Raw genomic sequence first — 12527 nt, 5'->3', positions numbered from 1 at the left:
GGGAACGACCCGTCCTCAGCTTTCAGCGGCAGCAGGGGAGGAGAGGAGTCCGAGGCCTATGAGGTCGTCTCGCAGCTGCCGGGCATCGGTGAAGAGCAGGCCGATGAAGCCGAGCTGTTCGGCGGCATCGATGTTAGCCGGCAGGTCATCGACGAAGACCGTTCGTTCGGGGACAAGGTCGAAGCGTCGGCTCAGTACATGGAAGATCTCAGGGTCGGGTTTGATCAGCTTCTCCCGCCCCGAGACCACGATATCTTCGAGTTCGTTGATCGCCGGCGCGACCTTCGGCGCATGGTGGAAGGTCTCGGCCGACCAATTCGAGAGACCCAGCAGCCTGACGTCGGAGGCCCTGAGCTCGGCGACGACCTCGGCCATTCCCTGAATCGGACCGGTCAGGGACAGGTCGAAGCGGTCATAGTAGGCGGCGATGATTTCGCCGTGACTGGGATCGGATTCGGCCGCCCGTGCGATCACCTCTGTGATCGGCACCCCGCGATCAGCCAGCGTATTCAGCATGCCGAAGTCCGCCTCGGCGGCAAAATCATTCCACTCGTACCGGGTCATCCGATCGGCAAGAGGTCCGGTCTGATCCCAGCCGATGAGGACGTTGCCCAGGTCGAAGACGACGGTGGTGGGGTGCAGGTCGGTCGGATGAGTCATAGTGGCATCACCTGTTCTGTGTGGGGACCTCGAGGATTCCAACGCTACTCTCGGAGAGCCGCGCCTGCATCTGCTGAAGATGTTCGACAATGGCTCGGCGAACCTCAGTTCATTGCCCGCGAGACGCTCAAGACGCTCAATACACTCATGCCAGGTTTTGAAATGCTTTTACATGACATATCATTGAGGACTCAGTGAGTTAACAATGAAAGGTTGTTCTTCGTGCTGGAACTGTGCATGCGTCTTGTCCGGGCCGATACCGAGATCCGGCGAAAGCTTGAGGTCCAAGGCCTCTCCCTCAACGACCTGACAGTCCTGCAGAGCCTAAGCTCTGCGCCGGGTCGACGACTGCGCCGAGTCGAATTGGCAGAGAGCCTGGGAATCACTCCATCTGGAATCGCCCGCTTGGTCGCACCGCTGGAAAAGCTCGGATATCTGTCCCGGGACTCCGACCCGCACGATGCGAGGATCTCACTCGTCTGCCTGACCGACGTCGGCGCCGCGCTCTACCAAGATGCCGTCAAGGTCGCCGAGGAGAAGGCCGCCACCCTTCTGGGTGACGTCTTCGCTTCCGCAGAGCAGGAGCAGCTGACCGAGCTGCTGGGACGTCTGGCGCCGTCATTTGCTCGGCGGCCAGTTTCGGGTGAGAACTGACGTCAGCCGACGTTCCCACTCGGAATCGGCGCTGCGTCCTGATGATGAGGCTCTTCCTGTAGGCGCGCCGAGGTGTACGGCGAGCTGCTTGGGGCTGCCATCGACAACCTCGCCGATCAGGGCCGGATCGTGCTCTGCGGAGCAGTGGCCACGGGATATGAGCGTGATCTGCCGACTGCCGGAATCCGCAACTGCATGCAGCTTGGTCTGCGTCGAGCGAGGATGGAAGGCTTCGTCTTCTTCGACTACCTCGACAGATTCCCTGAGACCCTGGCACATCTGTCTGGAATGTTCGGCCGTGGCGAATTGGCCATCTCCGAAACGATTGCCGAGGGCCTAGAGGCTGCGCCTGACGTCGACACCGCTTAAAGCCTGCGGACGCCGAAAAGCGTGTGGCCGCATTCGGAGCAAGTGAAAACACAAACTCCAAACGCGAACACACGCTTTTGGTGTAACTCAGTGCAACTGCGTTCCCGGCAGGTGCTCGCTATTGACGAATCAATCGCGATCCGGCCGGGACCGGAAAGTTACGGAAGTCTCAGAGGGGACGAACGCTTGTGGCCTGAAGACCCTTGGAGCCCATTTCCGAGTCGAATTCAACATTCTGGCCCTCGGCGAGCTCACGGTAGCCGGTCGATTCGATCGCGGAGAAGTGAGTGAAGACGTCTGCTGAACCATCGTCAGGCTGGATGAATCCGAAACCTTTTTCCGAGTTGAACCATTTCACGGTACCTGTAGCCATAATCTTTGTATCCTTATTTTAAACTGGTGACCGCCGGAGCGGTCTGGATGGTCGGACCCTTTGAGGGCCCGGCTGTTCACATTGTCAGAGACCTGAACTGAACGACATTGCCGATCAGCTGATCGTCTGAAGATGTGACTTCCTGTCGGATGATCTGCGCATTGAACGCAGGTCCGGCAGAAAAATGTGGAGAAACCGAAGTTCCGAGATTCGTGCTGAAGTGAAGAATCCTCATCTCAGGCGAAAGCGGGAAGTGCGGTCTCGGTAGGGCACTCGAAGGTGCTGGACGGAAGCCGAAGAACGGCTGGATTGAAAAGTCAGAAAATTAGAGAGGCGCGGATGGTAGACACGCGCCAACAGGCAACAGCACGGCACCAAGCGAATCTACCTACGCTCGCGGCACCACACGTTCCGCACAGTTTCGTACAGGAACAATTCAACTCTAACAGAATGTGTCGCCCATCGGTGACAGAAAGTTCAGAGAAATTATGTTTAGGATTGTATGCAATCCATCGCCGATCGCGAATTGAAGTTTTATGCCGTATACCGAAGTCGGTCCACGACGACAGCGCCGCCTTGCCATGAAGTACCGACGTCGCCGCACCATCGTCGCCATACTCGCGGTCCTCGTCATCGGAGTCCCGGTCACGATTGTCGCCGTTGTTCACAACCTCAAGGGGAACATCACCTCCTCAGCCCTGCGCGCAGGGGACGGTGAGGCGCCCGAGAAGATCACGGATGAACTGAACGTCCTCATTCTCGGCTCCGATACCAGGGCGTTGGACACGAATGACTACGGCTCCGGCGATGGTGCGCGCAGTGACGCGATGATTCTCGCCCATGTCTCCGATGACTCCTCTCGCATCGATGCCGTCCAGATTCCGCGCGACACGATGATGGACATGCCCGCCTGCGAAGACACCGGGTCCGGTGCTTCGCCGGCTCAGCGCGGAATGATCAATTCGGCACTCAACCAGGGTCCTGCATGCTCGGTCTCTGCGGCCGAAGAGCTCACGGGAGTTCGCGTCGATCACTTCGTCGAAGTCAATTTCGACGGCTTCGCCACAATCGTCGACGCACTGGATGGGATCACTGTTGATCTCGACGAACCCCTGCACGACGACAAGGCGAACCTCGACCTGCCCGCAGGGGAGCAGACCCTGGGCGGCACGGATGCTCTCGCCCTAGCGCGGACCCGGCACGCCGTCGGAGACGGCAGCGACATCTCGCGCATGGGCAATCAGCAGATGGTCATGGACTCCATCATCGACCGAGCGAAGAGCTCCCACACATTGTCGAGGCCCGACCGGCTCTACAGTTTCCTTGACGCGGTCACCTCTTCGCTGCGCGTCGATGACGAACTCGATTCGGTCTCCTCCCTCGGCTCGCTGGCCGCGACCGTGTCTTCAGTGCCCAAGGACTCGATCACCTTTGCGATCATGCCCTGGCAGCCGGCACCGGACAATCAGAACCGCGTCGTGAAATCATCTGCCGCCGATGCTGTCTTCTCAGCCATCACCGCAGATCAGCCGATCGTCGACCTCGTGGACTGAGCTTCGCGAGATCGGGTCCACACGCGAGTTCGACGAACCGAGGTGACTGGTGTGCGTCGTGAACGGGCCCTGGACCCGCGTCGCTGTCCAGACTGCGAAAGTGTCCAGACAGTATTCATAGTCGGCGTTTAGACTGCCCGAATGTCTACGATCGAAATCACCAAAGACAACTTCGAGTCAACCATCACCGACAGCTCGATCCTTCTTCTCGACTTCTGGGCCGACTGGTGCGGCCCCTGCAAGCAGTTCGCCCCCGTATACGAAGAGGCCTCCGAACAGTACTCGGACGTGGTCTTCGGAAAGGTCGACACTGAGGCGCAGCAGGAACTCGCGGGACTCTTCGCGATCTCCTCCATCCCGACCCTCGTCGCCTTCCGCGAGGGCATCGTCGTCTTCGCCCAGCCGGGCGCGCTCGCCGCGCCTCAGCTCGAACAGGTCATCACCGCGGTCAAGGAACTCGACATGAACGAGGTCCGCGAGGAACTGGCCAAGCAGGAAGCCGGCGTCGAGGCAGCCGAAGGATCGGACGCCGCAGTGGAGTCGGAGGCGACCGAAGTCTCCCCAGAATCCGGACCCCAACAGTGACCGAACCCCAACAGGCCGTGAATACAGGAGTCCCCGACTCCGTTGCGGCCTGGGAAGAGCGATATGCCGGAACCGGCGAAGCCATCTGGTCGGGCAATCCCAACGAGGCGCTCGTCGCGGCAGTCGGCGGCCTCACCCCCGGTCGTGTCCTCGACGTCGGCTGCGGTGAGGGCGCCGACGCCATCTGGCTGGCCGAACACGGCTGGGATGCCATCGGAATCGACCTGTCGCAGACAGCCGTCGACCGGGCCGCGGAAGCAGCCGCAGCGAAGGGTGCCACCGCATCCTTCGAGGTCGCTGACGTCTCCACCTGGGATCCCTCAGGTGCGAATTCCGACGAAGAGCACCCTCGCCGAGGCGGCTACGACCTTGTCATCGGCTGCTTCCTCCACACCCGGTTGCCCGACACACGTGAGGAGCTCGTCGGAAAGGTCGCCGAGCACGTCGCACCCGATGGCCGACTGCTGCTCATCTCCCACGCCGAGATGCCGCCGTGGGCGGAGAACCTTGACGAGGAACTTGGCCACGGCCTCGGTCATCATCATGAACCGGTGACCGCGAACGGCGATTTCGCCCTGCTCATCGGCGGCAGCCCCGTCCGTTGGGAGATCGAACTCGCCGAACTGCGCACCCGTGAGGTCGAGGGCCCCGACGGTCAGCCTGCTGAACTCGACGACAGTGTGCTCCTGGCACACAGGATCACCGACTGAGGACCACCTCGGCGAATGAGATCACCGCATCTCACCTCGTGAAACACTGCGGATGATCGTGGGCGATTTGGTCACCATCGGCCACCGAGAAGGGCTAGGGTTGAGCCATGGCTCGGTTCAGTCCTCTCGAGTGGCCGGTGATCCGGCAGCTGCGATCCTCCGATGCGTCGGGGCGCGGCGAATCAGTGGTGTCCCAGAAGACGCGCGACACCACCTCACGCAATGCCACCGCGGACAGGGTTGTGCAGTCGGTCTGCCCGTACTGCGCCGTCGGCTGTGGTCAGAAGGTCTTCGTCAAGGATGACAAGGTCATCCAGATCGAAGGCGACCCGGACTCACCGATCTCCCGCGGACGTCTCTGCCCCAAGGGCGCGGCCAGCGAGCAGCTGGTCAACGCCAACGGACGCATCACCGACGTCCTCTACCGAGCACCACGAGCCAAGGACTGGCAGAAGCTCGATCTGGGCACCGCCATCGACATGGTCGCCGACCGCTTCATCGAAGCCCGCCGCAAACACTGGGAGGACTTCGACGACAAGGGCCACCCTCTGCGTCGCACGATGGGGATCGCCAGCCTCGGCGGCGCGACCATCGACAACGAGGAGAACTACCTCGCGAAGAAGCTCTACACCGCGGCGGGCGCGATACAGATCGAGAACCAGGCGCGTATTTGACACTCCGCCACGGTTCCCAGTTTGGGAACCTCGTTTGGGCGAGGCGGCGCCACACAACCCGTCCAGGATATGGCGAATGCCGACTGCATCATCATCCAGGGATCCAATATGGCCGAGTGCCATCCAGTGGGCTTCCAATGGGTGACCGAGGCCAAGGCCCGCGGTGCACGTGTCATCCACGTCGATCCTCGTTTCACGCGCACCACCGCGATTGCCGATAAGCACGTCCCGATCCGGGCCGGCTCCGACATCGTCCTACTCGGTGCGCTCATCAACCGTGTCCTGACCGAAGGTCTGCACTTCGACGAGTACGTGCGTGCGTACACGAACGCCGCGAACCTCATCAGCGAGAACTATCAGGACACGGAGGACCTGGACGGTCTGTTCTCCGGATTCGACCCGGACACGAACTCCTACGACAACTCGACCTGGTCCTACCAGACCGACGAAGCAGGTCGTGCGGTCAGGGATGAGAGCCTGAGCGACCCCAGGTCGGTGTTCCAGATTCTCAAGCGTCACTACTCCCGGTACACGCCCGAGATGGTGGCCGAGAACTGCGGCATCAAACCCGCCGACTTCGAATATCTGGTCGAGTCCGTGACCCAGAACTCCGGGCGCGAACGCACGACCTGCTTCGCCTACGCGGTGGGTTGGACCCAGCACTCCCTGGGCGCGCAGTTCATCCGCACCGCCTCGATCCTCCAACTCCTGCTGGGCAATATGGGCCGACCCGGCGGCGGCATCATGGCACTGCGCGGGCACGCCACGATCCAGGGCTCGACCGACATCCCGACCCTGTTCAATCTGCTGCCCGGCTACCTGCCTATGCCAAGTGCCGGAGTCCACGAGACCTTCGACGACTACGTCGCCGCCGTCGGTACCCCGGAGACCCACAAGGGCTATTGGGCCAACGGGCGCAGCTACGCCACCAACCTGCTCAAGGCTTGGTGGGGCGATGCGGCGACGAAGGAGAACAACTTCGCCTACGACTATCTGCCGAAGATCAACGGCGCCCACGGCACCTATCAGACCCAGGTCCGTATGCTCAATGACGGTGTCGACGGCTACTTCCTGTTGGGTCAGAACCCGGCCGTGGGATCAGCCAACGGTCGGATGCAGCGCATGGCGATGAGCCACCTGAAGTGGATGGTGGTCCGCGACTTCCGGCTCATCGAGTCCGCCACCTGGTGGAAGGACGGTCCGGAGATCGCCAGCGGTGAGCTCAAGACCGAGGACATCGAGACCGAGATGTTCTTCATGCCCGCCGCCAACCACACGGAGAAGGCCGGCACCTTCACGCAGACGCAGCGCCTCGTGCAGTGGCGGCACAAGGCCGTCAACCCGCCCGGCGACGCACAGAGCGAACTCGACTTCTTCTTCGAACTCGGTAAGCGAGTGCGCGAGAAGCTGAAGGACTCCGAGGATCCTCGCGACCGTCCGCTCCTCGACATGACCTGGGACTACCCGGTCGACGAGGAGGGCGAGGTCGACCCCGAATCGGTGCTGGCCGAGATCAACGGCTACCACGTCGGCGGAGAGAAGGACGGGCAGCCGCTCGACAACTTCAACCAGATGACCGACGACGGCACCACCGCCGGTGGCTGCTGGATCTACGCGGGCATCTACGCAGGCGGGCAGAACATGGCCGCCCGGCGCAAACCCCGCGCTGAACAGGACGAGACCGCCGCCGAATGGGCCTGGGCGTGGCCGGCGAACCGGCGCATCCTCTACAACCGTGCCTCGGCAGCACCGGATGGCACACCTTGGTCGGAGCGAAAGAAATTCGTCTGGTGGGACGAGGAGTCCGGCAAGTGGACGGGCAAGGATGTGCCCGACTTCCCGATCGACCGAGCACCCTCGGCCCGATCGGATCAGGCCCACGGCGGTCCCGCCAACCTCGACGGCGATGATCCGTTCATCATGCAGGCCGACGGCAAGGGGTGGCTGTTCGCGCCCAGCGGCATGGTCGACGGACCGATGCCCACACACTACGAACCGCAGGAATCGACGGTTGACAATCCGCTCTACGATCAGCAGAGCTCACCGACGCGCCTGGTCATGCGCCGTGAGGACAACCTGTCCGCGCCAGGAGCCGGCAATCCCGGCACCGAGATTTACCCCTACGTGTTCACGACCTACCGCCTGACAGAACACCACACCGCCGGTGGCATGTCCCGGTGGCTGCCGTACCTGTCAGAACTGCAGCCCGAGATGTTCTGCGAGATCTCACCGGAGCTCGCCGCCGAGGTGGGTCTTGAGCCCTACGGCTGGGCGACTCTGGTCTCCCCACGGGCTGCCATCGAGGCCCGCGTGCTCGTGACTAAGAGGATGACGCCGTTGACGATCGGCGGGAAGACCATCCACCAGATCGGCCTGCCCTATCACTGGGGCGTCGGCGGGGACGCCACCGTCGAAGGCGACTCCGCGAACGACCTGCTGGGTGTCACGATGGATCCCAACGTGTTCATCCAGAACAGCAAGTACGTGGCCGGAACGATCATGCCGGGCAGGCGTCCGCGCGGTCCCGAACTCGTCGACTTCGTCGAGAAGTACCAGCGCGAGGCGGGACTGAGCCCCGAATCGGGCAACCAGCTCGTCACCGTCTCCGAGGATGTCGTGGCCGAGTCCTTGGCCGCGGACTCCGCTGCCAGCAAGGGTGGACATCCGCATCGCGGCGGAGATTCGGCCGTCGGTGTCACCCCTGGGCGCACCTTCGGAGACGAAGCGACCGACAGTGCCGACGATCGCTCGGGTCGTGTCGATCTCCGACCCACTGACAGCGTGGACCAGAATCCCACTGACAGCGTGGACCAGAACCCGACTGAGACCGTTGACGCGAACCGCGCGGACGACGGGGATCCGACCGACGGGGATCCGGACCGTGGCTACATCGGCAAGGATGCGGACAGCGCTCAGAAGGGTAACCTCGGCGAGGGTGCACGTGGCTTCAGCGGCCGAGGCGACGAGGCTGCTGACTCGACAACCGTGGACAATAGAGGAAACGAGGAGGAGGACTGATGTCGACTTCGACTGTCGAGAACGACGCCGTTGCGGACGGGCACTGGCACGGTTCCGCGCACGAGCGCAAAGGGTTCTTCACCGATACGTCGATCTGCATAGGCTGCAAGGCCTGCGAGGTCGCCTGCAAGGAGTGGAACAACAACCCGCAGGACGGGACCTTCGAACTCCTCGGCTCCTCGTACGACAACACGGGCAGCCTTGGCGCCAACACGTGGCGACACGTGGCCTTCATCGAACAGGACTCCGAGCGGATCGAAGCCGCCCGTGAATCTGGACGGAAACTCGTCAACCTCGGCATGCCGACGATCCGTCCCCGTTCGAACGAGTCCGCGGGTGGGCAGCCTTTGGACGGAGCCCTCGGTGCCGCAGAGTCCGGGTCAAATGGGGCCGGTGCCTCGGGTGGCGGTCTGCCGTCGACACCGCCGATGGGCATCGACCTGCTGGCACCCGGAGCCCTGAACCCGAGCGACCCGGAGGACATCGCCAAACTCGACACGACGCCGCCGGACACCGCGGACTTCCGCTGGCTGATGTCCTCGGACGTGTGCAAGCACTGCACCCACGCCGGCTGCCTCGACGTGTGCCCCACCGGAGCGCTCTTTCGCACGGAATTCGACACCGTCGTCGTGCAGAACGATGTCTGCAACGGCTGCGGCACCTGCGTGGCTGGCTGCCCCTTCGGCGTCATCGAACGCCGCGACGACGGCACGATCAACACGCCCACCGACCGCGACGACCGCAAGGCCGCGGATATGGACGTGCCGGACAAGAACACGGCGAACAAGTGCACGCTCTGCTACGACCGCCTCGTCGATGGCCAAGAACCGGCCTGTGCGCAGACCTGCCCGACCGAGTCGATCAAGTTCGGCGACCACGAGGACATGGTCGACAAGGCCCACACCCGCGTCGCCGACCTCCACGCGAAGGGCATGACCGAGGCCCGTCTCTACGGCGCCAACCCGAACGACGGCGTCGGCGGAACCGGATCTGTCTTCCTCATCCTCGACGAGCCAGAGGTCTATGGTCTGCCGCCGGATCCGCGGGTGCCGACGAAGGACCTGCCCCAGATGTATGCCAAGGCGGGTATGGCCGCACTCGGCATGGTCGCTGCCACCGGACTCGCGTTTCTCGGGAGCCGGCGTTGAGCACATCCGAATACGATTCCTACCGCCCACCTGAGCTGGATCGCGGACGGAAGAAGCGTCGCCGAGGTGGTCGCCCCGGTGGTGGCCGCGGCGGCTCTGGTGGACCTGGTGGTGGCCGCGGTGGCGGTCAGGGTTGGAAGAACCGTGGGGCCGACGGCAACCGTGAGATGCCGATGGTCGAGGATGTCGAATTCTCCTCCTACTACGGCAGGCCGATCGTCAAGGCTCCACCATGGGGCGATGAGATCGCGCTCTACCTGTTCCTCGGCGGACTCGCCGGAGGCTCTTCGCTGCTTGGGCTCGGCGCCCAGTTCAGCGACCGCCCGGGGCTGCGCATCGCCACCAGGCTGACGGCGATCACCGCAACCGGTGTCGGGGGAGCGGCACTCGTGGCCGACCTCGGCCGGCCCGAACGCTTCCTCAACATGATGCGCGTGTTCAAAGTCAGCTCGCCCATGAGCCTGGGCACCTGGATCCTGTCCGGATTCGGCGTCGGCTCGGGAGTACTTGCCGCGATCGAGGTCGACCGGCTGACCGGTCTGCGGCTTCCGCTGGGTCCGCTGCGTCGTGTTCTGCATGCTTTCGAGACTCCTGCCGCGCTCGAGTCGGCACTCTTCGCCACTCCTCTGGCCGCGTACACCGGAGCGCTCCTCGGCGACACCGCGGTCCCCACCTGGAACGCCGCTGGCCGCAACGGTCTCTCCTACGTCTTCGTGTCCTCGGCTGCCGTGGCCGCCGGAGGCACTGCGATGGCTCTGGCTCCCGTGCGGGAGACCGGGCCGGCGCGCCTGCTCGCGCTGGTCGGTGCCGCCGGCGAGGCGATCACGATGGATCGGATGAAGAAGGGCATGCACCCCGCCGAGGTGGAACCACTCGAAGAGGGCGAACCCGGCCACAAGCTCCACCGGGCGGAGAAGCTGCTCATCGCCGGTGCGATCGGAACAGCCGTCGCGGAGGTGGGTGCCAGGGTGTTCGCGAAGAAGCTTGGGAAGGGTGCGGGTTGGAAGACTCGAACAGCGCTGCGTGCGCTTTCGGTCGTGTCCGGTACAGCACTCGCAGCCGCCTCGGCGTACACGCGCTTCGGGGTCCTCGAAGCTGGAATCGACTCGACGAAGGATCCGCGCCACGTCGTCGAACCGCAGCGCGCTCGCCTCGAAGAGCGCCGAGCCCGCGGCATCACAGGCGACTCGATCACGACCGGGGTGTAGGCTCTTCGCGGACTGCCGGAGTCAGTGGATGGAACCCCTCACCTGGAGCCGCGCCACCACCTGGCGCAACGGTGTGTTGTGTCATCACCGGTGAGGAATGCTCAGGACTTTCGGCAATGCGTATTGCAAAATACAGCATGTGCAGTAACGTGAGAGGTCTATGAAGGACGCATTCAAGGAGCTGCTCAACGACCGGCGCAGCCTCAAAGAAGCTGCGGTCGTGACTGTACTCGTCCCCGTCGTCCGGTACATCATGCACCTGATCGGCTGGGGCCACGGCTCATTTGGCTGGTGGGAGGTTATCCTCGGCGCGCTTTTGACCGGAGTCTTCTATTGGCTCTTCACCAGCGGATTCCGGCGCTTCCGCGATGAGGACGTCACGCCCTCCTGAGCGGAAGAAGTGGAGGGGTCTGCCACGATTTGAAGGTGCGCCGTGCCCGCAGCCCCCATCTCCTACCCTTGCCGTCACGGCATACAGGTACCCGCGCACCCCGCCCTGCCAGTGACTAAACCACCTGTTGCACAGGGTGCTTATGGCGCTAACGGTGAGGGGTGCCCAACGGGTCACCGCACGTGGACGCCCGAGCCGACGACGATCTCCCCGATGATCGGCTGACCTGGAATCTCACCGACGACGAGCAGTCCGCCAGAGGTCTGTGCGTCAGCGAGGAGGAGCAGGTCATCCTCGCTCACTGAGTCGTCGGCGGTGAGGCTGGGACGCACCCAGTCGAGGTTGCGGCGAGTACCGCCGGAGACGTACCCGTCCGCGATCGACTCATCGACTCCGCCGAGGCGGGGAACAGCAGCCGCGTCGATGACCGCACCGACGCCTGAAGCACGGCACATCTTGAACAGGTGGCCGAGCAGTCCGAAGCCAGTGACATCGGTGGCTGCGCGCACGCCTGCGGCCAGTGCCGCACGTGCCGCTTCGTCGTTGAGCGAGGTCATTGTGGCCACGGCCTCGGCGAAGTATTCGCCGGTCTGCTTGTGTCGGTTGTTGAGGATGCCCACACCGATGGGCTTCGTCAATGTCAAGGGCAGGCCCGCCTCGGCGGCGTCATTGCGCATGAGCTCATCGGGATGGGCGATACCGGTCACGGCCATACCGTACTTCGGTTCGGGATCGTCGATCGAATGGCCACCGGCGACGGGGCACTTCGCCTGCGCGGCGACGTCGAGGCCTCCGCGAAGGACCTCGGTGAGCAGTTCCATCGGCAGCTTCTCGCGCGGCCAGCCGACGAGGTTGATCGCCGTGATCGGCGTCCCGCCCATCGCGTAGATGTCGGACAGGGCGTTCGCCGCGGCTATCCGACCCCAGTCGTAGGCATCGTCGACGACAGGGGTGAAGAAGTCAGCGGTCGAGAGCACCGCGAGGTCGTCGCGGACCCGGACGGCAGAGGCATCGTCACCGTCGTCGAGGCCGACGAGGACATCGGCACCACACTGGCCGGTCAGGCCCTTGACCGCCTCTTCGAGCTCGCCGGGCGGGATCTTGCAGGCACAGCCTCCGCCGTGGGCGAATGAGGTCAGACGTTCCCGAGTCGCAGTCATACCGCGAGACTAACACCGAGGTCA

General features: G+C 63.6%; 11 protein-coding genes and 1 pseudogene. 9 read left to right on the top strand and 3 right to left on the bottom strand.

Annotated elements, in window-relative coordinates; genetic code table 11:
- Positions 1–15: 15 nt before the first annotated feature.
- A complete protein-coding gene (locus HX613_RS10390) occupies positions 16–660 on the bottom strand; it encodes an HAD family hydrolase (RefSeq protein ID WP_235345256.1) in 645 nt (214 codons plus the stop codon).
- Between the two features lie 222 nt (positions 661–882).
- Here HX613_RS10390 and HX613_RS10385 point away from each other — a divergent pair, with 222 nt between their 5' ends.
- Positions 883–1314, top strand: a complete 432-nt coding sequence (locus HX613_RS10385) for a MarR family winged helix-turn-helix transcriptional regulator (RefSeq protein ID WP_235345255.1) — start codon at positions 883–885, stop codon at positions 1312–1314.
- A 72-nt stretch (positions 1315–1386) separates the two neighbouring features.
- A complete protein-coding gene (locus HX613_RS10380; RefSeq protein ID WP_235345254.1) occupies positions 1387–1683 on the top strand; it encodes a hypothetical protein in 297 nt (98 codons plus the stop codon).
- Positions 1684–1852: 169 nt separating this feature from the next.
- Here HX613_RS10380 and HX613_RS10375 read toward each other — a convergent pair whose 3' ends face one another.
- Positions 1853–2056 carry a cold-shock protein gene (locus HX613_RS10375; protein WP_009882802.1) on the bottom strand — a complete coding sequence of 68 codons (204 nt, stop codon included), beginning with the start codon at positions 2054–2056 and terminating at the stop codon, positions 1853–1855.
- 536 nt (positions 2057–2592) lie between these two features.
- On the opposite strand from HX613_RS10375, the gene HX613_RS10370 reads away from it, so the two are divergent.
- From HX613_RS10370 to HX613_RS10340, 7 genes and pseudogenes are all read left to right on the top strand, one after another.
- A complete protein-coding gene (locus HX613_RS10370) occupies positions 2593–3609 on the top strand; it encodes an LCP family protein (protein ID WP_235345253.1) in 1017 nt (338 codons plus the stop codon).
- Between the two features lie 141 nt (positions 3610–3750).
- Positions 3751–4194, top strand: a complete 444-nt coding sequence (locus HX613_RS10365; RefSeq protein WP_135447348.1) for a thioredoxin family protein — start codon at positions 3751–3753, stop codon at positions 4192–4194.
- On the top strand, positions 4191–4904 hold the full coding sequence (locus HX613_RS10360) for a class I SAM-dependent methyltransferase (protein ID WP_235345252.1): 714 nt from the start codon (positions 4191–4193) through the stop codon (positions 4902–4904). The genes HX613_RS10365 and HX613_RS10360 overlap by 4 nt, the downstream gene beginning before the upstream one ends.
- A 107-nt stretch (positions 4905–5011) precedes the next feature.
- Positions 5012–8179 (top strand): annotated as a pseudogene (fdnG, locus tag HX613_RS10355) (formate dehydrogenase-N subunit alpha); the annotation flags it as partial.
- A 416-nt stretch (positions 8180–8595) separates the two neighbouring features.
- Positions 8596–9744: a 4Fe-4S dicluster domain-containing protein gene (locus tag HX613_RS10350; protein WP_235345251.1), complete on the top strand. Its 1149-nt coding sequence runs from the start codon at positions 8596–8598 to the stop codon at positions 9742–9744.
- Positions 9741–10952, top strand: coding sequence for an NrfD/PsrC family molybdoenzyme membrane anchor subunit (nrfD, locus tag HX613_RS10345; RefSeq protein WP_235345250.1), 1212 nt, complete (start codon positions 9741–9743; stop codon positions 10950–10952). Before HX613_RS10350 ends, nrfD begins: the two co-directional genes overlap by 4 nt.
- A 160-nt stretch (positions 10953–11112) precedes the next feature.
- On the top strand, positions 11113–11343 hold the full coding sequence (locus tag HX613_RS10340; protein WP_235345249.1) for a hypothetical protein: 231 nt from the start codon (positions 11113–11115) through the stop codon (positions 11341–11343).
- Between the two features lie 173 nt (positions 11344–11516).
- On the opposite strand, the gene selD is transcribed toward HX613_RS10340, so the two are convergent.
- The gene (gene selD, locus HX613_RS10335) at positions 11517–12503 is read right to left on the bottom strand and encodes a selenide, water dikinase SelD (RefSeq protein WP_235345248.1); all 987 of its coding nucleotides are present in this window, start codon (positions 12501–12503) and stop codon (positions 11517–11519) included.
- Positions 12504–12527 lie beyond the last annotated feature (24 nt).

It is taken from the genome of Brevibacterium sp. UCMA 11754 (assembly GCF_021532275.1).
Lineage (GTDB): Bacteria > Actinomycetota > Actinomycetes > Actinomycetales > Brevibacteriaceae > Brevibacterium.
The sequence above is the reverse complement of the archived record's forward strand: the minus strand, read 5'-3'. Positions and strand labels throughout refer to the sequence as shown.